This is a genomic window from Frankia alni ACN14a (genome assembly GCF_000058485.1).
Taxonomy (GTDB): Bacteria; Actinomycetota; Actinomycetes; order Frankiales; family Frankiaceae; genus Frankia; species Frankia alni.
This window is the reverse complement of record NC_008278.1, coordinates 4,477,577-4,503,005: the sequence shown is the minus strand read 5'-3', so window position 1 is coordinate 4,503,005 and position 25,429 is coordinate 4,477,577. Positions and strand designations below refer to the sequence as shown.

13 protein-coding genes are annotated in these 25,429 nt (G+C 72.6%); 11 read left to right on the top strand and 2 right to left on the bottom strand.

Features of this window, described 5'->3' with window-relative positions; translation table 11 throughout:
• The first annotated feature begins 15 nt into the window (after positions 1-15).
• The 5 genes from FRAAL_RS18195 to FRAAL_RS32480 all read left to right on the top strand — a co-directional run bounded on the left by FRAAL_RS18195 (position 16) and on the right by FRAAL_RS32480 (position 12,584).
• On the top strand, positions 16-309 hold the full coding sequence (locus FRAAL_RS18195) for an MbtH family protein (protein ID WP_011605289.1): 294 nt from the start codon (positions 16-18) through the stop codon (positions 307-309).
• Positions 306-5,894 carry a salicylate synthase gene (locus tag FRAAL_RS18190; protein WP_011605288.1) on the top strand — a complete coding sequence of 1,863 codons (5,589 nt, stop codon included), beginning with the start codon at positions 306-308 and terminating at the stop codon, positions 5,892-5,894. Before FRAAL_RS18195 ends, FRAAL_RS18190 begins: the two co-directional genes overlap by 4 nt.
• Positions 5,891-7,627, top strand: coding sequence for a (2,3-dihydroxybenzoyl)adenylate synthase (locus tag FRAAL_RS18185; protein WP_011605287.1), 1,737 nt, complete (start codon positions 5,891-5,893; stop codon positions 7,625-7,627). Before FRAAL_RS18190 ends, FRAAL_RS18185 begins: the two co-directional genes overlap by 4 nt.
• 262 nt (positions 7,628-7,889) lie before the next feature.
• A complete protein-coding gene (locus FRAAL_RS35080; protein ID WP_011605286.1) occupies positions 7,890-9,176 on the top strand; it encodes a YqcI/YcgG family protein in 1,287 nt (428 codons plus the stop codon).
• A 15-nt stretch (positions 9,177-9,191) separates the two neighbouring features.
• Complete coding sequence (locus tag FRAAL_RS32480; protein WP_011605285.1) at positions 9,192-12,584, top strand: amino acid adenylation domain-containing protein; 3,393 nt, start codon at positions 9,192-9,194, stop codon at positions 12,582-12,584.
• Positions 12,585-12,656: 72 nt separating this feature from the next.
• Here the strand turns inward: FRAAL_RS32480 and FRAAL_RS18165 are convergent, their stop codons facing one another.
• Positions 12,657-13,310, bottom strand: a complete 654-nt coding sequence (locus FRAAL_RS18165) for an MOSC domain-containing protein (RefSeq protein ID WP_011605284.1) — start codon at positions 13,308-13,310, stop codon at positions 12,657-12,659.
• A gap of 243 nt (positions 13,311-13,553) precedes the next feature.
• Here FRAAL_RS18165 and FRAAL_RS33575 point away from each other — a divergent pair, with 243 nt between their 5' ends.
• The 4 genes from FRAAL_RS33575 (at position 13,554) to FRAAL_RS30555 (ending at position 17,799) form a co-directional block, all read left to right on the top strand.
• Positions 13,554-13,709, top strand: a complete 156-nt coding sequence (locus FRAAL_RS33575) for a hypothetical protein (RefSeq protein WP_011605283.1) — start codon at positions 13,554-13,556, stop codon at positions 13,707-13,709.
• 111 nt (positions 13,710-13,820) lie between these two features.
• A complete protein-coding gene (locus FRAAL_RS35605; RefSeq protein ID WP_011605282.1) occupies positions 13,821-13,949 on the top strand; it encodes a hypothetical protein in 129 nt (42 codons plus the stop codon).
• A gap of 176 nt (positions 13,950-14,125) precedes the next feature.
• Entirely contained in the window at positions 14,126-17,008 is a 2,883-nt protein-coding gene (locus tag FRAAL_RS18160) for an FHA domain-containing protein (RefSeq protein ID WP_011605281.1), read from the top strand.
• Positions 17,009-17,097: 89 nt separating this feature from the next.
• The gene (locus FRAAL_RS30555; protein ID WP_011605279.1) at positions 17,098-17,799 is read left to right on the top strand and encodes an effector-associated constant component EACC1; all 702 of its coding nucleotides are present in this window, start codon (positions 17,098-17,100) and stop codon (positions 17,797-17,799) included.
• Between the two features lie 5 nt (positions 17,800-17,804).
• On the opposite strand, the gene FRAAL_RS18150 is transcribed toward FRAAL_RS30555, so the two are convergent.
• A complete protein-coding gene (locus FRAAL_RS18150; protein ID WP_011605278.1) occupies positions 17,805-22,508 on the bottom strand; it encodes a caspase, EACC1-associated type in 4,704 nt (1,567 codons plus the stop codon).
• 420 nt (positions 22,509-22,928) lie between these two features.
• Here FRAAL_RS18150 and FRAAL_RS18145 point away from each other — a divergent pair, with 420 nt between their 5' ends.
• On the top strand, positions 22,929-23,126 hold the full coding sequence (locus FRAAL_RS18145; protein ID WP_011605277.1) for a hypothetical protein: 198 nt from the start codon (positions 22,929-22,931) through the stop codon (positions 23,124-23,126).
• 546 nt (positions 23,127-23,672) lie between these two features.
• Positions 23,673-25,391 carry an aa3-type cytochrome oxidase subunit I gene (gene ctaD / locus FRAAL_RS18140; RefSeq protein ID WP_011605275.1) on the top strand — a complete coding sequence of 573 codons (1,719 nt, stop codon included), beginning with the start codon at positions 23,673-23,675 and terminating at the stop codon, positions 25,389-25,391.
• The last annotated feature ends 38 nt before the right edge of the window (positions 25,392-25,429 follow it).

Below are 25,429 nucleotides of genomic sequence, written 5' to 3'. Positions count from 1 at the left end.
AGGAGACGGCACCTCATGTCGACCAACCCGTTCGATGACGACAAGGGCAGCTTCTTCGTCCTGACCAACACCGAGGGTCAGCACTCGCTGTGGCCGACATTCGCGCCCGTACCGGCCGGGTGGACGAGCGTGCACGGCGCCGCGAGCCGGTCGTCCTGCCTCGAGTACGTCGAGGCCCACTGGACGGATCTACGCCCGGCGAGCCTGATCACCCGGATGGAGGCCGACCGCGCGGCCGCCTGCGGGGCGGCGGGCGATCTGGACGCGCAGGGTAATCGCGGCGATGTCGACTCCGGCGCTGCGCGATGACGGCGTCGGTGGTCTACCACGAACGGACGGTGCCGCTCGCCGGCGATCCGCTGGCGGCGGCGGCGCGGTTCGCCCGCCACGCCGCGGCACCGGTGAGCGTCTACGAGCACGACGGCGCCTGGCTGTGCGGTTCGGGCGTCCTGGCCGAGATCGTCCTGTCCTGGGACGAGATCCGGTACCGCGCGGGCGGGGAGGACTGGCGAGTCGAGGCGGTCGACGGCGCGCCGCTGCGCGTCCTGGCCCGCGTCCTGGCGAACCTGCCGGTCGCCGACTGGCGGGCGGCCGGCTGGGCCGGCTTCGAACTCGGACCCCGGGCGCTCGGGCTGCCCGGGCCGGTCGGCCCCGACCCGCTCGTCCACCTGGTCATCCCGGCCCGCGAGGCGCGGCTGGCGGCGGACGGCGCGCTGCTGCGCGCGGCCGAGGCGGCCGACCTCGACACGCTGGCCGAGACCATCGGCGGTCCGGCCGACGCGCAGCCGGGGCCGGCGCAGCCGCTGGCCGATCTCGACCACGGCGCCGAGGACTACCGGCGGATCGTGGCGGGTGCCGTCGAGGACATCCAGGCCGGCCGGTTCCGCAAGGTGATCCTCTCCCGGGTCGTCCCCGTCGAGGGCGAGATCGACTTGGTCGCGACCTACGAGCGGGGGCGGCGCGGCAACACCCCGGCCCGGTCCTTCCTGCTCGATCTGGACGGCGTGCGCGCGATCGGGTTCAGCCCGGAGACCGTGGTCGAGGTCGGCGCCGACGGCCGGGTTTCCACCCAGCCGCTGGCCGGCACGACGGCGTTCGACGGCGGTGTCGGGCCGGACGGCCCGGGCGGCGACCGGGCCCGGCGGGAGGCGCTGCTGCGCGACCCGAAGGAGATCTACGAGCACGCGGTGTCGGTGCAGGTGGCTCAGGACGAGCTCCGGCCGCTGTGCGCGCCGGGCACGCTGGTCGTCGACGAGTTCCTGACCGTCCTCGAGCGGGGCAGCGTGCAGCACCTGGCCTCGCGGGTCAGCGGCCGGCTCGCCGCCGGCTTCGACGGGTGGGACGCCCTGGGGGCCGTCTTCCCGTCCGTCACCGCCAGCGGGGTGCCCAAGGACGCCGCCTGCGCGGCGATCCGGCGCTACGAGCCGTCGCCGCGCGGCCTCTACAGCGGTGCCGTGATCAGCGCGACCTCGGACGGCGCCCTCGACGCCGCCCTCGTCCTGCGGACGGTGTTCCAGCGCGGCGGCCGGACCTGGCTGCGCGCCGGGGCCGGGGTCGTCGGGGCGTCGCGCCCGGAGCGGGAGCTGACGGAGACGAAGGAGAAGCTGCGCAGCGTCAGCCGCTTCCTCGTGCCGGCCCAGCCGGTCCCGTCAGCCCAACCCGTCCAGGCGGACCCGGTCCCGGTCCCGGCGTCGGCGTCGGCGACCGCGGTCGACGATCTCGAGAGGCTCCGGTGCATCGCCGCCGAGCTCGTCGAGGAGGACCCGGCCGATCTCGCCGACGACGACAACCTCTTCGAGCGCGGCCTGGAGTCGATCGCGCTCATCCGCGCGGTCGGGCAGTGGCGGCGGGCCGGCATCGAGGTCAACTTCGCGGAGCTGGCCGAGAACCCGACTGTGGACGGCTGGTTCACGCTGCTGGCCAGCCGGCAGCCCGCAGCCGCGCGCCAGCCAGGGGCCGAAGGACCTGCCGGCGAGCCGGCCCCGGCCGGCCCGACGACCGTCGCGACGCCCCACGCCGGAGCGGAGGCGAACGGGGTCGAGGTGGCCGGGGTCGAGGCCGGCGAGGGCGAGATGGACGGCGCCGAGTTCCCGCTGGCGCACATGCAGCACGCCTACTGGATCGGGCGCGGCGACGGGCAGACCTACGGCGGCGTCGCCGCCCACCTTTACACGGAGTTCGACGGCAGCGGTCTTGAGCCGGCCCGGCTGACCGCCGCGATCGAGCGTCTCGTCGAGCGGCACGAGGCGCTGCGGACCCGGATCACCGACAACGGCGCTCAGATCGTCGAGGCGCGCTCGGGCTGGCGCGGCCTGACCGTGCACGACCTGCGCGAGCTGGACGCCGACGAGGTCACCGCGCGCCTGGCCGCGGTGCGCGACCGGCTGTCCCACCAGATGCTCGACATCGAACGGGGCGAGGTCTTCTCGACCGCGCTGAGCCTGCGGCCCGACGGCACCACCCGGTTCCACCTCGACGTCGACATGGTCGCCGCCGACGCGGTCAGCTACCGCGTCCTGCTGGCCGACCTGGCCGAGGAGTACGGGCGCCCGGACGAGGTCGCTCCGGCTCCGGCACCGGCCTTCACCTACCGCCGTTACCGGGCGGAGCGCGACGTCGACGCACGCGCGGCGGCCGAGCAGGCCCGGCGGGCCTGGCTCGACCGCCTGCCCGGCCTGCCGGGGGCACCGCAGCTCCCGCTGGCACCGCATCTCCCGCTGGCACCGCAGCTCCCGCTGGCACCGCAGCCGGGCGCCGCCGGCGCGCCGAGCGGAGCGCCCCGGGTGTCCCGGCGGCACTTCCGGCTGCCGCCGTCGGCCCGTGCGGCCCTCGGCCGGGCGGCCCACCGCCACGGACTCACCCCGGCCATGGCCGTCGCGACCGCGTTCGCCGAGGTGCTCGGCGGCTGGAGCGCGCAGCCGCGATTCCTCCTCAACGTCCCCCTGTTCGACCGCGAGCCGATCCACCCCGACGTCAACCGGATCGTCGGCGACTTCACCAGCTCGGTGCTGCTGGAGGTCGACCTGACCGACAGCATCCCGTTCGTCGAGCGGGCCCGCCGCCTCCAGGCGCGGCTGCACGCCGACGCCGCCCACGCCGACTACTCCGGCGTCGAGGTGCTGCGTGACCTGGGCCGCCTGCGCGGCGAACCGGTGCTCGCGCCGGTCGTGTTCACCAGCGCGCTCGGCCTCGGCGAGCTGTTCGACGCCTCGGTGCGCCGGGAGTTCGGCGAGCCGGAGTGGATCATCTCGCAGGGCCCGCAGGTCCTGCTCGACGCCCAGGTCACCGAGCTCGACGGGGGCATGCTGGTCAACTGGGACGTCCGCGAGGACACCTTCGCGCCCGGCGTCGTCGACGCGATGTTCAGCGTGTTCGAACGGCTCGTGCGCGGCCTGGCCGACCTCGGCCCGACCGACGGGAGCGCGGTGACCGGCGCGGCCGCCGTCGCCTGGGACCAGCCCGTCGACGGCCTGCTCGACGCCTCGACGAGGGCGGTGCGCGCCCGGGTCAACACGATCGCCGGGCCGCTGTCCACCCGCCTGCTCCACGAGGGGTTCTTCGCGGCGGCCCGCGACGACCCGAACGCACCCGCCCTGGTGTGGGACGCACCGGCCGGCGGCGCACAGTCGCCGGTGCGCCGGTCGCTGTCCTACGGCGAGCTCGCCGGGCAGGCGACGGCGGTGGCCGGCGCGCTCGTCGCCCGGAGCGTGCGGCCGGGCGACCTGGTCGGCGTCAGCCTGCCGAAGGGGCCGGAGCAGGTCGTCGCCATCCTCGGCGTGCTGGCGGCCGGGGCGACCTACGTGCCGATCGGGGTGGAGCAGCCGGCGGCCCGGGTCGCGCGGATCGTCGACACCGCCGGCCTGCGCACGGTCATCACCGTGCCGTCCACCGCCTCGTCTGCCGATCGGGCCTCGTCTGCCGATCGCGCCTCGTCCGCCGATGGGTCGGCGGCACCGTCCGGGCCGGACTGGCCGGTCGGCGTCCGGCCGCTCAGCCTCGACGACGCGCTCGCCGCCGGCGCGGCCACTGCGTCCGGGGCGCTCACGCTGAGCGCGGCCGACGATCCCGCCCGCCTGGACGAACCGGCCTACGTGCTGTTCACCTCGGGCTCGACCGGGCAGCCCAAGGGCGTCGAGGTCAGCCACCGGGCCGCGATGAACACCATTGACGACCTGGCCGACCGGCTCGGCCTCGGCCCGGGCGACCGCACGCTGGGCGTGTCGGCTCTCGACTTCGACCTGTCGGTCTTCGACGTCTTCGCCCCGCTGTCGTCCGGCGGCGCGGTGGTCGTCGTGGACGAGGAGTCCCGGCGCGAGGCCACCCGCTGGGCCGAGCTCATCGCGGCCCACCGGGTCACGATCCTCAACTGCGTGCCGGCGGTGCTGGACCTGGTCCTGGCCACCGGGGTGCCGCTGGGGGCCAGCCTGCGCGCGGTGCTCCTCGGCGGGGACCGGGTCGGGGTCGACCTGCCCGGCCGGCTTGAGGCCGCCGTCGCCGGCTGCCGGTTCCTCGGGCTCGGCGGCACGACCGAGACGGCCATCCACTCCACCGTCTGCGAGGTCGTCGGGGGCGGGCCGGTGCCGCCCGCGTGGCGCTCGGTGCCCTACGGCACCCCACTGCGGGGCGTGCGGCTGCGCGTGGTCGATGGTCTGGGCCGCGACTGCCCCGACCACGTCGTCGGCGAGTTGTGGATCGGCGGGGCCGGCGTCGCCCGCGGCTACCGGGGCGACCCGGAGCGCACGGCCGACCGGTTCGTCCGCCACGCGGGCGAGCGGTGGTACCGCACCGGCGACCTCGCCCGCTACCTTCTGGACGGCACCGTCGAGTTCCTGGGGCGCCGCGACCATCAGGTCAAGATCAGAGGCTTCCGGGTGGAGCTGGGCGAGATCGAGGCGGCGCTCGCGTCGGTGCCCGGCGTCCGCGCCGGGGTGGCCGCGCTGACCGGTGGCGCGGACGGACATCCGAGCGCGCTCGGGGCCGTCGTCGTCCTGACCGCGGCGGAGGGGCCACCGCGCCCGGCCGACCAGACGCGCCCGGCCGACCAGACGGATCCGGCCGACCAGACGGATCCGGCCGACCAGACGGACCTGGCCGACCAGACGGACCTGGCGACGGTCCGCGCCGGCCTGCGGGCCGTCCTGCCCCCGCACATGGTGCCCGACCGGGTCGTCGCGGTGGCCGAACTCCCGCTGAGCGCCAATGGGAAGATCGACCGCAAGGCGGTCGGCGCCCTGCTCGAGCGCGATCTGGACGGGACCCGGCCGGCCGCCACCGCGCCGACCTCCGACCTGGAACGGGTGATCCTCTCAGTCTGGCGGGAGATCCTGCCTCGCGACACGGTCGGGGTGACGGACACAGTCCGAGCCGCCGACACAGTCCGAGCCGCCGACACAGTCCGAGCCGCCGACACAGTCCGAGCCGCCGACACAGTCCGAGCCGCCGACACGGTCGGTGCCGCCGGGGAGTTCGGGGTCTCCGGAGCGTTCGGAGTCACCGACGAGTTCTTCGCCCTCGGCGGCGACTCCGTGCTCGCCACCGCGATGGTGGCCCGGCTGCGCGACGAGCTCGACACCGGAGAAGTGACGGTCCGCATGCTCTTCGGCGCGCCGACGGTCGCCGCGCTTGCGCAGGCCATGCGCGCGGCCGAGTCCACCCCCGGCCGGCTCGATCGTGTCGCGGCGATCATCTGGGAGATCGCCTGCCTTTCCGACGACGAGATCGAGGCGCGGCTGCTCGACCCGGTCGGGCCGCCCGGCCCCGCCGACACGCCCGACCCCGCCGCGATCCTCGACCCCGTCGCCATCCTCGACCCCGTCGCCATCCTCGACAGGGCCGGCCTGTCCGACGACGCTGGACTGCCCGACGCTGCCCGCACGGCCGGGAGCGAACGGTGAGCGGCGCCCCGCTGGTCACGGCCGCGCCGGCCGCGCCCGCCGAGGCGGGCACGGTGGACGGCTGGGTCCGTTGGCCGGACGATGTCGCCCGTCGCTACGTGGCCGAGGGCTACTGGGAGGGCGGGCCGCTCGGCGACCGGCTGCGGGCCTGGGCCGAGCGGTCCGGCTCCGCCACCGCCGTCGTGGCAGGTCCGCCGTCCCGGCCGGTCCGGCTCTCCTACGCCGATCTCGACCGGGCCGTCGACGACCTGGCCGTCGGCCTCGACCGGCTCGGTCTCGCCCCGGGCGAACGCGTCCTGGTCCAGCTGCCCAACCGCGTCGAGTTCGTCACGCTGCTGTTCGCGCTCCTCCGGCTGGGCGCGATTCCGGTGCTCGCGCTGCCCGCGCACCGCCGGGTCGAGATCGAGCACCTGGCCCGGCTGGCCGGCGCCGTCGCCTACGCCATCCCGGACACGCACGAGGGCTTCGACCACCGGACGCTGGCCCAGGAGATCGTCGCCGCGGTCCCGTCGGTGCGCCACGTGCTGGTGGCCGGCGAGGCCGGTCGGTTCACCGGCATCGACGCGGTCGCGGCGGCCGGCGCGGACGCCCGGGCCGCGGCGGCGCCGACCTCCGTCCCATCGACCTCCGTCCCCTCGACCTCCGTCCCGTCGACGCCCGTCCTGCCGGCCCCTGATCCGGCCGGCGTCGCGGTGCTGCTCATCTCGGGCGGCACGACCGGCAAGCCCAAGCTCATACCGCGCACCCACTGGGACTACGCGTACAACGCGGCGGCCAGTGCCGGGCTGTGCGGGCTGACCGCCGAGGACGTCTGTCTGGCCGCGCTGCCCGCCGCGCACAACTTCCCGCTGGCGTGCCCGGGCATCCTGGGAGCGCTCGGGGTCGGCGCGACGGTGGTCCTGGCGCCGTCCCCCAGTCCCGAGATCGTCTTCGAGCTCCTCGCCCGGGAACGGGTGACGGTGACCGCCCTCGTGCCGGCGCTGGCCCGGATCCTCGTCGACGCCGCCGAGTGGGAGAAACCGGACACCTCCAGCCTGCGACTGCTCCAGGTCGGGGGAGCCCGGCTGGACGCCGAGCTGGCCCGGCGCATCCCGGCGGTCCTCGGCCCGCGCGTCCAGCAGGTCTTCGGCATGGCGGAGGGGCTGCTCAACTACACCCGCCAGGACGAGGACGCCGAGCTCTCCTTCACCACCCAGGGCCGGCCGCTCGCGCCGGCCGACGAGATCCGGATCGTCGACCGCGACGGTGCCGACGTCGCTCCCGGCGAGATCGGCGAGCTGTGGACCCGCGGACCCTACACCGTCCGCGGCTACTACCGGGCCGCCGAGCACAACGCGACCGCGTTCAGCCCCGACGGCTTCTACCGCACCGGCGACCTGGTCCGGCTCACCGCGAGCGGCAACCTGGTCGTCGAGGGGCGGATCAAGGATGTGATCAACCGCGGCGGGGAGAACGTCTCCGCCACCGAACTCGAGGAGCACCTGCTCGCCCACCCCGCGATCGCCCAGGCGGCCGTCGTCGCGGCGGCGGACGAGCAGGTCGGCGAGAGCGTCCGGGCGGTCGTCGTCCTGACACCCGGGGCGGGGCTGACCCTCAAGGTGATCAAGGCGTACCTGCGCGGGCGCGGGCTGGCCCGGTTCATGCTTCCCGACCTGCTCACGGTCGTCGACACGCTACCGCTCACCCCCGTCGGAAAGATCGACAAACGGGAGCTGCGCCGCCGTCTCGGCTAGCGCCGCCCGGCGCCGCCGCGGACGCGGACCTGGACAGATCCGCGCAGGCCTGCGCGGATCTGAGCGGTTTTGCCCGGGTCTGCACCGGTCTGCGCAACCGCGCCGCGCGCCGCCATCCCGTGGCCGTGCCCGCCTCCCAGGGACGGCCACACGAAGCCGCACCACCTCCCTCACCGGCAGTCGCGTCGGCCGGCTCGAACTGAGTGCACCCCACGACCGCGGGTCGGGATCGGCCCGCGGCTGAGCAAAGAGAGAACAAACAGTGCGAGACACGCCGAAAGCCAGCGGGCGCAGCACGGCCGGCGCGACCGGCCAGACCGGCCAGACGGGCGCGACCGACGCGTTGCGCGAGGAGATCCTGGATCTGGCCATCGGCCCGATGCCGGGCTGGGGCACCGGATGCGCGCGGGACATCATGGCGACGCTGAAGTCCGACAGCGAGCCCTTTCCCTGCGTCTTCGCGGTGGCCGCGGCCCACAGGGGCGGGCTGCGGTTCGGTTTCGTCGAGGATCTGCGCGACGAGCGGACCTGGTCCGTCCTGCCGGACATCCTGGCCACCTACCTGTCGGTCTACCAGTCGATATCGCGGGACACCTCGCTGGTCGTGTTCTTCGGATCCGGCGAGGGGGCGGCGGGGCAGGACAACGACGACGTCCTGTCCTACGAGCAGCGGTTCTGGTCGATCCTGAGCTACCTGCACGACCGTGACGGCGAGCCCTGGCCGTCGGACATCCCGACCGACACCGACGATCCCGGCTGGGAGTTCAGCTTCCGCGGCACCCCCATCTTCGTCGTCTGCAACACGCCGGCGCACCGGCGGCTGCGCAGCCGCAGCGGTCCGGTCTTCACCATCACGTTCCAGCCGCGCTGGGTCTTCACCGGGCTGGAACCGACCAGCCCGCGGGGCGCGGCCGCACGGAAAGTCATTCGCGAACGCCTCGCCCGGACGGACGAGGTGGATTCGACGCCGCTGCTCGGCTCCTACGGCGACCCGGCCAACCGGGAATGGAAGCAGTACTACCTGCGCGACGACGCCTCGGTCGCCGACAGCTGCCCGTTCCACGCCGGAGCCGGCCGCCGGTCGGCCGACACCGCCGCCGGGAAGGCGACCGTCGAAACGCCCCGGGCGATGGCCGGGGCATCTGTGGCCGGGGCATCTGTGGCCGGGGAATCGGTGGCCGGGGAATCGGTGGCCGAGTCGGCGCGGCCGGCGCCGACCGAGCCGGGCGCGACGGGTCCGTTCAAGGTGGTCGTCAACCAGGAGCAGCAGTACTCGGTGTGGCCGCACGGGCGACCCAACGCGCTCGGCTGGTTCGACACCTCCGTCACGGGCAGCCGGCAGCACTGCCTGGACAACATCGAGCTGACCTGGGCCGACATGCGGCCACGCAGCCTGCGCCGGCGGATGTCGGGACACGCCGGCGCCGGCTCGTCCGGCGGCGCCGGCTCGTCCGGCGGTGCGCCGCGGGTGCGCTTCGGCCGGTACGGCGTGGTCGGCGGCCCGGATCCGGCGGCGGGCCGCGGGCCGGTCGCCACGAGTTCCGTCTGATCGGCGGGGAGAACCATGGTCACGAGCCGGCCTTCCAGCCCCACGCCGGGTTCCCCCGGCGACGCCGCCCAGGGCGGCATCGACCTCGGCCGGCGGGAAGCGGACGCGGAGGACTTCTCCACCGGGCGGGTGGACCCGCTTGTCGGGCGCTCGCTCACCGCCCTGGTGGCCGAGGCGACCCGCCGGACACCGGACGCAACCGCCATCGTCGACCTGGTCGACCGGGAGGCGGACGGAGCCGTCACCCTCACCTACGCCGACCTCGAACGACGGGCCGAGGCCCTCGCCGCGTCGTTGCGCGCAGTCGGCGTCGGCCCGGAGGTGACCGTCGGCGTGTGCCTGCCACGTTCGGCCGCTCAGGTGGTGGCCCTGCTCGGCGTGCTGCGTGCCGGCGGCGCGTTCGTCCCGTTGGACGCCTCCTGGCCGGCCCGGCGCATCAGCGCGGTGGCCGACGAGGCCCGGATCTCGGCGGTGGTGGCCGGGACGGCCGGCGCCCCGCCGCAGCTGTCGGCCGGCGCCGGCTTCGTGCCGCTGCTGCGGCTGGACCCCGCCGGCCGGCTCGCCACCGCCGGCACGTCCGCCCGGGCGGTACCGGCCGTGGACCCGAGCTCCGGCGCGGACCCGCACTCGGCTGGGGGCCCCTACTCGGCTGGGGGCCCCTACTCCGCTGTGGATCTGGAGAACCTCGCCTACGTCATCTACACCTCCGGATCGACCGGGACGCCCAAGGGCGTGATGATCCGTCATCAGGCGATCTGCAACCGGCTGCGCTGGCAGGTCGACCTGCTGGGCCTCACCGGCGACGACACGGTCCTACACAAGGCGCCGCTGAGCATCGACATCTCGATCAACGAGATCTTCCTGCCGCTGGTCGCCGGGGCGCGCATCGTGATCGCGCCGCCCGGAGCCGAGACGGAGCCGGGCGCGTTGCTCGCGATCGTGCACGCGCAGGCGGTGACGTTCTGCTATGTCGGGCCGGCCATGCTCGGCGCGATGCTCGAACGTCCGGACGCCGAGGAGGCGGGACGGTCGCTGCGGCACGTCTGGTGCGGCGGCGAGGTTCTGCGCGACGAGGCCTACCGGCGATTTCGGCAGCGGTGGCGGGCCCGGCTCTACCACGGCTACGGCCCGGCCGAGGCGACGATCGGCGTCTCCTGCCGGGTGTTCGACCCGGACCAGGCCACCGCCCGCGTGTCGATCGGCCGGCCGAACCCGAACACCCAGATCCGGGTCCTGGACGCCGACTACAACCCAGTGCCCCTCGGCGCCACCGGCGAGCTGTTCATCAGCGGGTTGCCGCTGGCCCGGGGCTACCTCAACGATCCGCGTCGCACCGCGGACCAGTTCGTGCCCGACCCGTTCAGCCCGGTTCCCGGCAGCCGGATGTACGCCACCGGGGACCTGGGCCGCTTCCGCGCCGACGGGGAGATCGAGTTCCTCGGCCGGGCCGACAACCAGGTGAAGATCCGCGGCTTCCGGGTGGAGCTGGAGGAGATCGAGAACGTGCTGTGCGGTCAGCCCGGCATCCGCCACGCCGCCGTCGTCGTCGTCCCCCGCGCGGCGGGCAACGGCGCGGCGGGCGATGGCAGTGCGGGCGATGGCAGTGCGGGCGACGGCAGTGCGGGCGACGGCGAGTCGGTCGACGACGAGCTGCGGGCGTACTGCGTGCGCGCGGGGGCGGGCGGGCCGGCGAACCTGCGCGCCGTGCTGGCCGGCCAGCTGCCTGCGCACATGGTCCCGGACACCTTCGTCGACGTCGCCGAGCTGCCGCTGACCGCGGCCGGCAAGATCGACCGGCGCGCGCTCGCCGCAGCCGGCCCACCCGCCGCCCACGACCAACCCCGTACGGGAGGGAACTCCATGCTTTCCGACCAGTTCACGGCGCCGGCGCCGGCCGACCAGATCACGGCGCCGGCGCCGGCCGAGCGGATCACGGCGCCGGCCGAGCAGACCGGCCCGTTGGAACCCGTCGAGCCGGCCGGGTTCGACGAGCTGGCCCGCCGGGTCGAGGCCGCCCAGGACGGCCCGGGCGCGCACGCGCTGGTGCGCTCGTTCGCCTCGAACCCCGCCTTCCGCCCGGCCGCATGGGAGGAGCTGACGACCGAGGACGACCCGTACCGCCGCCCGGTCCGGCCCGCCGACCTGGCCTGGCTGGACTACGGCACCGCGCTGCGACCGGACGACACGCTGAAGCTCTCGGGCCTGCTCGGGCACCGGATGCTGCGCAACATCTACGACGCGGACCTGCTGTACCTGCCGCCGAACCGCAATGCGGCGGCCGATCGCGACGGCGCGGACTTCTACGGCGCGGGCAACCGGCTGCGCGGCGCGCTCGCCCAGCCGGTCCTCGAACGCCACCTGTTCTCGTTCCTGGCGTCCCAGCGCCCGTCCCGCCCGGCCGGCCCGGCCGGCCCGTCGGTCGACGGGGTGCTGGGCGAGCTGCGCGGCTACTGGGAGGAACGCCGGGACCGTCCGGGAGAGGCGTTCGCGGTGCTGCGCGGCACCCGTGAGCGCCGCGAGGCGACGACGTTCGCGCTGCTGCAGCTCTCGGCGTTCCTGCCCGCGGCACGCACGGCGACCGCCCGCGCGTCGCTCGGCGAGTACGGGCCCGCCCACGCGGCCGCCCGGGAACTGCTGCTCGACGACTACCGGCGCTGGGTGGCGGACTCGTCGGCGTGGACGGCCCTGCTCGCCGCGGCCGGGCTCACCCCGACGGTCGGGGCGTACTGGCAGCTCCACCTGAACACCTCGCTGGCCCGCGGCAACCATCTGCACCTGCTGTCCCGCGCGCCGCACCGGCACGCCGAACTGCTCGGCGCGTTCGTGCACCAGCGCATCGACGACGCGGTCGTCGCCACCGCCTGGGCGGACGCGGTCGAGGACGGCCTCGGCGAGCGGCCGGCCCTGTTCACCACGCGACCGCCGGCGGTGACCCCGGACGCCCTGGACGACCTGGTCGGCCGGCTGCTCACCCCGCTGGTCGCGCTGTCGGGCGACGCGGCCCTGGCCGCCTTCCACGCCGGCTTCGTCGACGCCGCCGAACTCGCCCGCCGGTGGGACCGCGACCTCGCCGCGCAGATCGCCTGGGCGGACTCGATCGAGGAGTACAAGGCGAAGGCGCGGGCCATCGACGCCTACCTCACGACCGAGGGGATCGAGGTCGACCTGGACACGTTCGTCGAGTCGTGCGACGAGACGTCGACGACGCACGTCCACGACGAGCACCGACTGGTCATGATCGAGTCAGGCGACATGCACTTCTGGAACAACGTCACCCACAAGATCGCGTTGCGTGACGGCGACAAGATTCTCATTCCCAGGTCCCGGCTGCACGGATCCACCGTGCTGTCCGGATCGTGCACCTACCACCAGCCGATCATCCCGGACGACATGTACCTGAAGTTCTGAGCGCGCGCCGGTCGGGCGATGCCGCCCGCGCTCCCGGCCTCGCGCGACCGGCGCGGCTACCCGCCGGCGCGGCTACCCGCCGGTGCTGGCGGCGGATCGGGCCAGCCGGCGCTGGACCCGGTGGCGGATGTCCTCCGGGAGCAGGTCCGTGATGCCGCCGAGCGCGGGCAGCTCGTCGGGGTCGGTCATGACCGCCCGGAAGACCTGCCCGACGGTGATCCCGTGATCGGGACGGTGCAGGACGGTGACCGGGTCCCCGGCGGCGACCTCGCCTACGGTCAGCACCCGCAGGTATGCGCCGGGCGTACCGCGCCGCGAAAAGCGCGCAACGAGATCGGGGACATCCCAGAACCCGGCGAAGACGCGGCACGGGGTGCGCGGCGCGGTCACCTGGACCACGGCGGACCCGACGGCCCAGATCTCGCCGATCCGCGCGCCGGTGACGTCCATTCCCACCGAGGTCAGGTTCTCACCGAAGCCACCGGGAGGAATATCGCGGTCGAGGAGACTCGACCACCAGGAGAAGTCCTCGTGCGCGAACACGTACACGGCCCGGTCGACACCGCCGTGAAACGTCAGGTCGCAGATGGTGTCTCCGCGCAGGCCGACCCGGCCGACGTGCACCGGCCCCTCGACGGGACGCTTGTCGATCCCGCTGCGCCCCTGCCTCCCGGTCCACGCGTCGGTCCGGACCACGGCGACGTTGACAGTGAGGACACATCCCATCAGGGGCCACTATCCTAGGGTCGAGCGAAATCCCGAGAATTCCGCCGGCGGTCCGCACGCCCCGCCGCTGTTATCCGCGAATGTCTGTCATCTGCGCACGTCAGTTATCCGCGCACGTCGCACCCCGATTCTATCGGACCCGCCGCTTCCGCCGCTTCCGCCGCTTCCGCCGCTTCCGCCACTCCCACCGGTGCGCTGACGGTCCTTGCCCAGCTCGCCGCCGTCGGCGCGGCCCTGTGGACGTTGGCACTACCCGCCATCGCCTACCCCTCGAAGATCCCCGGCATGGCGCTGACGGGCCTCGGGCTCGGCCTGGTCCTCTCACCGCTCACCACCGACGCGCCGAGTCGCGTCAGCGCCGACGACCGTCCGCAGGCATCCGGCCTCGTCCAGACGTGACGGTTCGGCAACTGGGTGGCACGCTCGGGGTGGCTGTGATCGGATCGGTGATCCTCGCCCGGCAGAGCCGCACTCCGCACCCGGACACGTCGTGCAGGACACGGCGCACGCATGGCCGCCGGCTTCTGGGTCACGGTCGCCGTGGTCGCGGCCGGCCTGCTCGCCGCCTGGACGCTGCTGCCCCGCGACGCCCGGCGGGCCGCTCGGCGGACCGCGTGGTCGGCGTCGCTCGCGGGCTGAGCGGTCGTGCACCGGTCCCGCGGGACTGGTGCGGGCGGGCCCGTCGCGGGCCGACAGGGTGGGTGTTTTCCTGCGTGGGCCCCACACGGGGCTTGTTCGACGACCGCGGGACCGAAAGGATTCGTGGAACTCGGCGGGGCTGACCGCCCGGTGTTTCGTCCTGAAGGGGGAGACCCGTGTCCACGGCAGTTCTGACGGTGACGAGCGAGGCCGGCGAGGTGATCGTGCCCGCGGGGCGACCGCGGTTCATCATCGGCCGAGCGCGCAACGCGGACCATGTGATCGCGGACGGCCGGGTCTCCCGGCAGCACCTGATGATCGAGGAGACGGACCGCGGCTGGGCCGTGCGGGACGTCAGCTCCAACGGCACCTGGGTCGACGGCAGCCGGATGCTGCACACGGTCGAGCTGCACGCGGCCGGCCTGCACGCGGTCGAGCCGCAGGCGGTCGAGGTGGGCCCGGTCGGGGCGAGCCCGGTGGTGAGTCGCGGCGAGGCCCGGTTCCGGCTCGGCACGTCGACAGGCCCCGAGGTCGTCATCCGCACCGAGCCCCCCTCGCCGCGGTCCGCCCCCGACGAGCTCCCCGGCGGGGGCGCGGACATGCAGACCATGCTGCCCCACCAGACCGGATACCTCCCGCCGCGCACGGCGAACCAGGCCACCCGCCCGCCGCGGCGCGAAGACCTCGACGCCGGCCGCCGCGCCACCCCCGCCGGTGCCACCCCCGCCGGTGCCACCCCCGCCGGTGCCACCCCCGCCGGCGCCTCCTCCGCCGATGCCACCCCCATCGGCGCCTCCTCCGCCGGTGCCACCCCCGTCGGGGCCTCCTCCGCCAGGGCCGTTCCCGGCGGCGCCTCCTCCGCTGGTGCCACCCCCGTCGGTGCGTCCTCTGCCGGCGCCGTCCCCGCCGGCGCCGCCCACGACCAGGCCGAGCGCGGCCAGGCCGACGGCGGCCAGGGTGACGGCGGGCAGGGTGACGGTGGCCAGGCCGAGCGTGGCGGCCACGCCCGCCTGGACCGTGAGCACGAGCGTGGCACCACCTACCCGCTGCGCCCGGGGACGATGACGATCGGTCGCGCTCGCGACAACGACATCGTCATCTCCGACCTGCTTGCCTCCCGCCACCACGCCTCGCTGACCGTCCAGGGTCCGAGCGTCGAGCTCGTCGACCTGGACTCCGCCAACGGCACGTTCCACGACGGCCGGCGCATCCAGCGCGCACAGGTCGAACAGGGCGACATCATCGCCATCGGCCATCACGTCTTCCAGCTCGAGGGCAACCTGCTCGTCGAGTACCTCGACTCCGGCGACGTCAGCTTCGAGGCCGAGCACCTCAACGTGTGGGCCGGCGAGAAGCAGCTCATGCACGACATGACCTTCCGACTGCCCGGCCGCGCGCTGCTCGGCGTCGTCGGCCCGTCGGGCGCCGGAAAATCGACGCTGCTCAACGCGCTGACCGGCTTCCGGCCGGCGGACTCCGGCGCCGTCCGGTACGCCGGGCGGGACCTCTACACCGAGTACGACGAACTTCGCCGCCGGATCGGCTACGTGCCGCAGGACGACATCCTGCACGCCTCGCTGACCGTGCGTAAGGCGCTGGAGTTCGGCGCCACGCTGCGGTTCCCCCCGGACGTGACGGAGTCGGAGCGCGCCAGGCGGATCGACGAGGTCCTCGCCGAGCTGAACCTCACCCCGCACGCGGACACCGTCGTCGCCAAGCTGTCCGGCGGCCAGCGCAAGCGGGTCTCCGTGGCGCTGGAACTGCTCACCCGGCCCACGCTGCTGTACCTGGACGAGCCGACCTCGGGCCTCGACCCGGGCATGGACCTGCAGGTCATGCAGTCGCTGCGCACGCTCGCCGACGACGGCCGCACGGTCATCGTCGTCACGCACTCGGTGGCGCAGCTCGACCTGTGCGACTACGTCCTGGTGCTCGCGCCGGGCGGCTACGTCGCCTACTTCGGTCCGCCACGCGACGCACTGCCGTTCTTCGGCGAGCAGGGCTACCCGTGGGTCTTCCTGCGCCTGCAGGAGACCCCGGGGGCCGAGTCGGCGGCGCGTTTCCGCCAGTCCCGGCATTACGTGCCGGCGTCGGTGACCGCCCCCTCGGCCCGGCCCGCGCCGGAGGAGCTGCCGAGCATTCGGCAGCAGTCGGTGCTCTCGCAGCTCGTCACGCTGAGCAGACGGACGTTGGCGGTCATCGCGTCCGACAAGGGATACCTGCGCCTCGCGGTCGCGTTCCCGTTCGTGTTGGGCCTGATCCCGCGGGCGATCAACGGGAATTTCGCCGACACCCACGACAGGTTCACGCCGAACTCGGACGGGCCCACCATCTTCCTGATCATGGTGCTGTGTGCCTGCTTCATGGGAATGTCGAACTCGGTGCGCGAGATCGTCAAGGAACGGGCGATCTATCAGCGAGAACGTGCGATCGGCCTGTCGAGAGGGGCCTATGTCGGCTCGAAGGTCGGAGTGTTGTTCATCATCACCGTCCTGCAGGTGATCCCGTTCACGCTCATCGGCCTCGTCGGCCGGCAACCCCCGGGCCACCTGGTGTTCGGTAACACGCTGCTGGAATGCATGCTCGCGGTGTTCGTGGTGGGTTTCGCCTCCGGCATGATCGGGCTGATGATCTCGGCGTTGGTGGACAACGCCGACAAGACGATGCCGCTGCTGGTCATCGTCACGATGGTGCAGCTGGTGTTCTCCGCCGGCATCGTGCCGATCGGGGGGAAGGCGGGCCTGGAGCAGGTCGCCGTGGTCTCGCCGGCCCGGTGGGGCTTCGCCGCGATGGCCGCGGACGCGGACTTCAACACGATCACCCGGGCCGGCGTCCAGCGGCCGAAGACCGTCAACGGTGTGCCCGTCGCCGGGCAGACCGTGCCGGTCAACCCGCGCGCGCCGGAGCCGGACAGGCTGTTCAGTCACACAAAAAAGCAGTATCTGACCGACCTTGGCGCCGGGTTCGCCGCCGCCGCGGTCTACATCGCCATCACCTACCTGCTGCTGCGCCGCCTGGACCCGAAGCGGAGCAGGAGACGAAAGCCGGCCACCCAGTGACCGGCCACCCAGTGACCGGCCACCCAGTGACCGGCCATCCAGTAGCCGAGCTCGAAGCGATCCACCTGGGCCATCCGTAGGGTGGCGAGGTGGACATCGAGCTGGTAATGGCCGGTGCGTTCCATGAGGACGCAATGCGCAGCCTGTGGAACTGGCTGGGCCGGGAACCGGACCTGCGAGGTCTCGTCCGTCTCCGTGAGTCGCCGCCGGCCGCCGGGGAGATGGGGCCGAAGCTCGACGCGGTCGTCGTCACGCTGCGTTCCTCCGCCGGCCGCTCAGTGCGAGCCCTGGAGGAAGCACTGACCGAGTGGCTCGCCGCGCAGCGGCGGGGCCCGGACGGGACCGGATCCGTGCGAATGACCGTGCGTACCTCGGACCACAGCTTCGAGCTGTCGACCGACACCATCGGGATGACGGACCCCGCGGTACGCCAGCATTTCGAGGACCTTGCTCGGTTCGCGCAGGCGCAGCTCGCCGCTGAGCCGGTTCGTCCGACGTCAGCCACGGTGCAGGACGGCGCGGCTGCAGACGTGCTCACCCCGGAGCAGGTGCGCCTGCTCGCGGAACTGTTCAGCACCCCGATGGCGGCGGTGCGGCTGCTGCGCCACGCGGGACTTGCGCCGGAGCGTTTCCCGACCTTCGACGCCGCCCCCCACGCGGAGGGTTTCTGGGCCGCCGTCGCCGTCGAACTCGCTCACGGCCGGGCCCCGGGCGGCGCGCGTCGCCTGCTCGACACGGCGAAGAGCGAGTACCCGGGTAATCCGGCGTTCGCCCGCGCGCCGCGGAGTTGACAGCGCTACTTCGGGCAGATGCGCTGGTAGGGCATTCCCGGCGCGTAGCGAGCCCATTCCTGCCGGTCGGGGCCGCCGCCCGCGGCAACGCACGCCAGTCGGACCGGATCTCGATGGGACTCCGTATAGGTCGTCAGATCCCACAAACGGGCGGGACGCCCCACGCCCGTGGTGAGGACAAACCGACCGTTGGCCGCGATCAGACTGGTGGTCCAGGCGCTGTTGCCGGTGACCAGCGTGCTGCGTCGGGCCGGATCGGAGAGGTCGGAGACATCCCAGAGTACGGTATCTCCATCGTAGCCCGACGTAACGAGGGTCTTCGAATCGGGCATGAATGCGACCGATGTGAGTCCGCTCTGATTCACAGCCAGCGTCGCCCGGCGAACCGGATGCGCCGGATCGGCGACCTCCCAGATGATCGCGACGCCCCCACTGTCTCCGCTGACGAGACTGTGTCCGTCCGGCGAGAACGCCAGCGCCGTGACCCATTCGGTGTATCCGCCAGCGATCGAGCGCAACACCGGCCGGCGCGGATCCCCGATGTCCCAGAGCGCGATCCCGTCGTCCTTCGGAGCCGCGAGGGTCCGACCGTCCGGTGAGAGGGCCAGCCCGCCGCCGCCCTTCTGGCTGACGCCTGGTAGCCGAGACAGCCGCCTGGGCCGTGCGGGATCGGTGACCTCCCACAGTTCCGTGGCGTTGGCCCCCGCTGCGCCGAGCATCATCACGTTCCCGCTCGGTGCGATGGACACCGATTCGATGTGATCTAGTCCCGTCAGCGTGGCCCGTCGGACTGGTCGCGCCGGGTTGGTGATGTCCCAGAGCAGCACGAGCCCGCTCGCTCTTCCGATGCTCGACGTGACCAGGAGTCGGCCGCTTTGACTGATCGCCATTGCGGCGATGTTGTCGGCCGGATCGGCGACGGTGCCGCGGCGAGACGGACGCCGCGGGTCGACGAGGTCCCACAGGGTGGCAGTGGGGCCGTCCGCGATCGCTGCGATCGGGTCCTCCCCCCCGAGTGCGGGCGCGCCACCGCCGCCGACCAGATCAACCAGTGGTGTCGGACGCGCCCGGTCGACACTCCAGAGCAGCACCGAGCCGTCATCCCCGCCGCTCGCGAGCATCCGCCCGTCAGCGCTGAAGGCCAGTTCCCCGATCTCGCCGGTGTGGCCGCTGAGTTCGGGGCCGCGGACCGGCCGGCCGCGATCGGTGATGTCCCACGTCGTGATGCGTTGATCCGATGGTGATGTCGTCACCAGCGTGCGGCTGTCCGGCGTGAACGCGACGGCGGCGATCGCCGCGTTACTGGCCACGGTGCCGAGTTTGCGAAGATCGCCTCCAGGCGAGATGTTGAACAGTACCGAGGACGTGGCAGCGGTCCGATCCTCTGATGCGGTGGCGAGTGTGCGCCGATCTGGTGAGATCGCGATCTGGGCTACGGATCCTGAGGCTGGATCGCTGGTCCGGGTCAGTAGGCGCGGCTTCGTGCCGAAAAGAGACCACACTGCAATGCCGGCCTCGCGTGAGCCGGTAGCAAGGAGATCTCCGTCGTCGAGGAAGGCCACTGCGCGGACCTCCTCCGGGAGAGGCGGCGTTACGGCGCGTAGGTGCGGATGGGCGCGATCCGTGAAGTCCCAAACACTGGCTCTGCCATCGTCGGCGGCGAGTGCGAGGGTGTGCCCGTCGGCGGCCAGCGCGATGTCGTTGACGTGGCTGTCCACAGTGATCGCCGCTGTCACCGTGGGCCGGCGGGAGTTGGCGACGTCCCACACGACGGTGCGGCCGTCGTCGCGTCCGGCGCCGATCAGGTAGATGCCGTCCGGCGTGAACGTGAGCGCCGAGAGCAAACCCTGGTGCTCACGCATGGTCGCCCTGAGTACCGGACGGGCGGGGTCGCTGACGTCCCACAGGTAGACCAGCCCGGCGGTGCCGTGGGCGCCCTGGTCCCAGGAGGCGCTCGCCATGAGCCGGCCGTTGGAGGTGACCGCCAGCGCGGTGACCATCTTCGGGTGCTTGCTGGTGGCGCCAGTCCTGTACGGCTGGGCGAGCGTCGTGAGCAGGCTGGCCCGGGTCGCGTCGGTGGGGTCGAGGGCCATCGCCGCCGCGCCGAGCCGCAGCGACGTTCGCAGGTCGCTGCTACGCAGGGTGTCGGCCTGCGCGGTCAGGCCGCGGGCCGTCGCGACCCGGCGTTGGTGCAGGGCACTGCGCCACTGCGCCAGCGCGAGGCCGGACGCGAGCAGCGACAGGACGAGCAGGACTGCCAGTCCGGTGAAGACGCCGCGACGCACGAGCGTCCGGCGGCGCTCGGCATTCTCGCTCGCGGCGAGAAAGTCGCTGGCGATCGCGCCTAGAGTCCGTCTACCGGCCGCGGTGTCGTCCGCTGAAACTGCTCTCCCGGTCGGCCGATGGCGTTCGCGTGAGGCGCTGCCAGCGGGGGAGAACCGCTCGACGGCGAGAGCGAGCCGGTTGCCGCGGTACAACGCGGCGGGGTCGCGGCCGTCCATCTCCCAGGAGTGGGCGTCCTCGGTGAGGCGCAGTTCGACCAGCGTTCCCGCCCGGTCCTCGTCGATCCAGCTCCGCAGCGTCGGCCAGGAACGGATGAGTGCCTCATGCGCGATTTCGACGGTGTCCCGATCGACGGTGACCAGCCGCGCGCTGGGCTCGGCGAAGGCGGCGAGGATCACTCCGGCCCGGTCGGGGTCGGCATGTTCGGACAGCAGGTCCGCCCGGTCCCGACTGCGACGGATGTCGTCCGAGCCCCCGGCGGTGACCCGGACCATCCCGAGCATCAGGCCGCGGGCGACCACGCGGTCGGCTTCGCGCAACGCCTGGTACACGCGGTCGGCGGTGGCCGCGATGGCGCCGTCAATACCGCCGGTGGCCTGGTAGCCCCGCACGGTCAGGAGGTCGCCGGACCTGTTCTGCCAGGTGGCGCGAAGCGCGTGCGCGAGCGGCGGGAGCGCCCCCGGGTCGTGTTTGGTGCTGCGGGCATGCATGCCGATGTCGCGCAGCAGCAGTTCGACGAGCCCCGCCTGCAACCCGAGGCCGACCTCGCGGGCCGGCCCCTCGATAGCGTGGCGGACCTGGTCCTGGCTCATCGGCCCGACGACGACGAGCCCGTCCTCCAGGGCGTCCCGCAGTTCGGGGAACTCGGCGCAGCGGCCATAGAAGTCCGCCCGGACCCCGATCAGGACGACGGCGGGGGCCGGTCGCCCCGCGGCCACCGCCTCCCTGCCGGCTGGCGCGTGAGCTGCTTCACCTGGCGTCGCGACGGCGATCAGCGCGCGCACGAACGCCGTGCGGTCCGCCTCATGAATCGACTCGTCGAACAGCTCGTCAAACTGGTCGACGATCAGCAGGAGCCGGGGATCCCGGTGACCGACGTCAGGCCGGTCCGACGGGTTCAGAGAATCCGACGGCGCGTGCGGGTATGAGGGGTCCGCCGTCGAGTGCGGCTCCTTGCCGCCGTCCGCCGAGGCGCGCCTGCCCAGCGTCGCGCGGGCCAGCTCGCGGGCTGTCGCGGGGTCTGCGGCGAGCCGCGCGCGCAGCTCGGCCGCGTCAGCGCCCAGCACCTCGGCGAGGGGCTCGGCCAGCGCGTCCAGAGGGTCGACCCGGAGCCGGATGGTGAGCTGTGGCCAACCCGATGATCCGGCGAGGGCGGGAACACCGGCACGCAGCGCGGGCACGACACCGGCACGCAGCAGCGAAGACTTCCCGGCCCCCGACGGGCCGATGACGATCAATGGTTTTGGTTCGGTCAGCCGTTCGCCAATCCGGCGAAGGACGTCGGCGACCAGATCGTCGCGGCCGAAGAAGTATCTCGCCGAGGCAGTGTCGAACGGCTCCAAGCCTGGGTATGGGCAGATCTCCTCGTCATGGGGGGTGCCCTGCGGGTCCGCGGGCTGCTCGCGGGACGGCTGCTCCTCGTCGTACGGGGGAGGCCGATAGGCGTGGTTCGGGCCGAGGACGAGGTCACCGCCGAGATCCGCGCTGTGCCGATGCGGCCGTGGGTGGCCGGCCGCGGGTAGCGTCCTGGCGAGATGCCGGAAGGCCCGTTCCAACGTGATCCACGGAGGTCCACCGGGCTCACCGGATTGCATGAAGTCGATCAGCGAGCCGGTGAACGCGGTCCGCCGCTCGCCGGCTGGGGCGAGCGCTCGTGAGTTCCGGGCCGCCGCCGTCAGCAGAAACCCAGCCTGTGCCCCAGCGAAACCGTAGACGTCGTCCGCACCGGTGACCTGCGCCGGTGTGGCTCGGGCGGAGAAGCAGCAATCCAGGATGACCACGACAGCCCTCGCCGAAGACCGGGAGAGTGCATCCTGAACAATGCGGTACGGCAATGCCTGGTACTCGGGCGGTAGGTCGTCGTTGTTGAGGTCGATGGTCGCATGCGTCGCCAGGTACAGCTCGCCCCGGGCATCGACGAGACCGTGTCCGACGTACCAGACGACCAGGACGTCAGTCGCTTCCCGCGCGGCGATGGTGAGTGCCGAACCCACGTCATGAGGCCACGCCGGATCGAGGATGGTCGTGATCGATGTGGGCGGAACTCCGCAGTCGGTCACCAGGGTTGTCACGAGATCGCCGATGGTGGTCGACACTGGCGGCAGATCGGGCAGCAGCGAGCCCGGCCGGTGACTCGCGGCGCCAACCACGAGGATCCGGCTTCCCTCACCCGCCAGATCAGCGCTCGTCCAACGTCGACTCGCCATGCCCAGTTCCCCATTTTCATGAGCACGTCAGGTGTCGGGCAGGCCCGCGAAATCCCGTCAGGTATCAACCTGAGGCAAGCAGTGGACAGCGCGAATATGCAACGTGTCCGATCGGAGACGAACGCTATCACGAGACCGCCGACACCGATCCGTACCCCCGGTTCCGTCCGGGAAGGCCCAACTCGCGACCCATCTGGGCGCTGTTCTGAGTGCGGCCCGGGAGAACAGTGCGGCCATCGGCTCCGGTCCCAGCCGCCTGCGGGCCCTCGTCAACCCGCCCGACGCCGGTGAGACGCAGCGCGGTGATGGCGATGTTGCGCAGGCTGGCCAGTACGCGGGGGCCGTTGCCGGTCCTGGCTTGGCTGAGGTCCTCGGTGAAGGTGACGTCGCGGACAGCAGGCCGGCGCGGACGGGCAGACCGTGCCGGTCAACCCGCGCGCCCCGGAGCCGGACAGGCTGTTCGAACACTCCCGCCGGCAGTACGTGATCGACATCGGTGCGGGAAGCGGTGCCGCCGCGGTCTACATCGGCATCACCTACCTACTGCTGCGTCGCCTGGACCCGAAGAAGGGCAGGAAACGACGGCGGGCCCCGCAGACCGCCGGTCCGGCGAAATAGCGGCGCGTGAGGCGCGCGAGGCGCGCGATCGTCGTCGCGGCCTCGCGCAGCCGGTCGGGCGGGCCGCCCGTTCGGGTGGAGAACCGGAAGTTCGGAGGTTCGGCCCGCCGGCCGGCCGTCACGGCTGATCTGATCGTCCGCGGACGTCGTCCCGGGCGGGGTGACGACCCGCGTTGCTCGTTCCGCGTCATGGAACATGCTGGTGGCGGGCCGTGAGCCGAGCCGAAACACCGGCGGCGGTCGGGCCGGTCACGGGCGGACCGGCCGGCAATAGGACGTTGTGCGCCTGGCCCGGGTGCCGGAGTTCCCCCGATTGTGGGTCGTCAGGCAGGGTCGGGGCAACCGGTGCGTGGATAACGTGACCAGCGCCGGCAGGTTTTCAGCCGGTGCGCCGAGCCGCGCGGCCCGGGGCCGTCTATCCGTCGGGCCCGTTCCCGCCGACGGTGACGACACATTCATTGTGGGCTGCCCGGCGGCGGTCGTGACACCCGTCGCCGGGACCGCGCGCGCCACCGCCGGCAGCGGCAACACGATCGGGAGTGGAATGTGACACTCGTGCACGATACGCCGGCCGGGCATTCGGACCCGCCGGTGGACGAGGCCCCGCCCAGGGTCGTGAGGAACCTGTTGCAGTACGTGCGGACGACGTCCCACAAGGACATCGCCCTGATGTACTTCATCGTCTCGCTGCTGTTCTTCGCGTTCGCCGGAGTTCTGGCGATGTTCATGCGGGCCGAGCTCACCCGGCCGGGCCTGCAGTACATCTCGAACGAGCAGTACAACCAGCTGTTCACGATGCACGGCACGCTGATGCTGCTGATGTTCGCGACGCCGATCGCTTTTGCGTTCGCGAACTACCTGGTCCCGCTACAGATCGGCTCGCCGGACGTGGCGTTCCCACGGCTGAACGCGTTGTCGTTCTGGTTCTGGTTCTTCGGCAGCCTGACGGTCACCGCGGGCTTTCTCACGCCGAACGGTGCCGCCTCCTTCGGCTGGTTCGCCTATGCGCCGCTGTCGAACACCGCCTACTCGCCGGGTGTCGGCAGCGACCTGTGGGTGGTGGGCCTGACGGTCTCCGGTCTGGGCACCATCCTGGGCGCCGTCAACTTCATCACGACGATCCTGTGCCTGCGGGCGCCCGGCATGACGATGTTCCGGCTGCCGATCTTCTGCTGGAACCTGCTGGTGACGTCGATCCTGGTGCTGATCGCCTTCCCGGTGCTCGCGGCCGCGCTGCTCGCCCTGGAGGCCGACCGCCGGTTCGGTACGCACATCTTCGACGCCAGCAACGGTGGTGCCATCCTCTGGCAGCACCTGTTCTGGTTCTTCGGCCATCCCGAGGTCTACATCATCGCGCTGCCCTTCTTCGGGATGATCACCGAGATTCTCCCGGTGTTCTCCCGCAAGCCGCTGTTCGGCTACAAGGGGCTGGTCTACGCGACCATCGGCATCGGGGCGCTGGCGATCGCCGTGTGGGCGCACCACATGTACGTCACCGGCGCGGCGCTGCTGCCGTTCTTCGCCTTCCTCACGTTCCTCATCGCGGTGCCGACCGGGGTCAAGTTCTTCAACTGGATCGGCACGATGTGGCGCGGGCAGATCACCTTCGAGGCGCCGATGCTGTTCGCCGTCGGCTTCCTGGTGACGTTCCTGTTCGGCGGTCTGACCGGTGTTCTGCTGGCCAGCCCGCCGATCGACTTCCACGTCTCGGACAGCTACTTCGTCGTCGGCCACTTCCACTACGTCGTCGCCGGCCTGCTGTTCGCCGGTTTCGGCGGGGTGTACTTCTGGTTCCCGAAGGTCACCGGTCGGATGATGAACGAGCGGCTCGCGAAGATTCACTTCTGGACGATGCTCGTCGGCTTCCACACGACCTTCCTGGTCGATCACTGGCTCGGCGTCCGGGGCATGCCGCGCCGGTACGCCGACTACAGCCCGGCCGACGGCTTCACCACCCTGAACACCATCGCCACCGCCGGCAGCTTCGTGCTGGCGCTGTCCACCCTGCCGTTCCTGTACAACCTCTGGTCGTCCTACCGGAAGGGTCCGATCGTCACGGTGGACGACCCGTGGGGCTACGGAAACTCATTGGAGTGGGCGACGTCCTGCCCGCCGCCGCGGCACAACTTCAAGACGTTGCCGCGGATCCGCTCCGAGCGGCCCGCGTTCGACCTGCACTACCCGGAGGTCGTCGGCCTCGTCGACTACCACGCGACACCGGAGCTCGGCGGCGCGCACACCCAGCTCCCACGGCGCAAGGAATAGGAACCACGCACCCGCACCCGCACCCGCACGCCACCGAA

Bases quoted from the DNA above. Each gene is read 5' to 3' on its own strand.
- FRAAL_RS18195 (WP_011605289.1), top strand. From the start codon at position 16: ATGTCGACCAACCCGTTCGATGACGACAAGGGCAGCTTCTTCGTCCTG.
- FRAAL_RS35605 (WP_011605282.1), top strand. From the start codon at position 13,821: ATGGCCGCCGGCTTCTGGGTCACGGTCGCCGTGGTCGCGGCCGGCCTG.
- FRAAL_RS32480 (WP_011605285.1), top strand. From the start codon at position 9,192: ATGGTCACGAGCCGGCCTTCCAGCCCCACGCCGGGTTCCCCCGGCGAC.
- FRAAL_RS18190 (WP_011605288.1), top strand. From the start codon at position 306: ATGACGGCGTCGGTGGTCTACCACGAACGGACGGTGCCGCTCGCCGGC.
- FRAAL_RS18165 (WP_011605284.1), bottom strand. From the start codon at position 13,310: ATGGGATGTGTCCTCACTGTCAACGTCGCCGTGGTCCGGACCGACGCG.
- FRAAL_RS18150 (WP_011605278.1), bottom strand. From the start codon at position 22,508: ATGGCGAGTCGACGTTGGACGAGCGCTGATCTGGCGGGTGAGGGAAGC.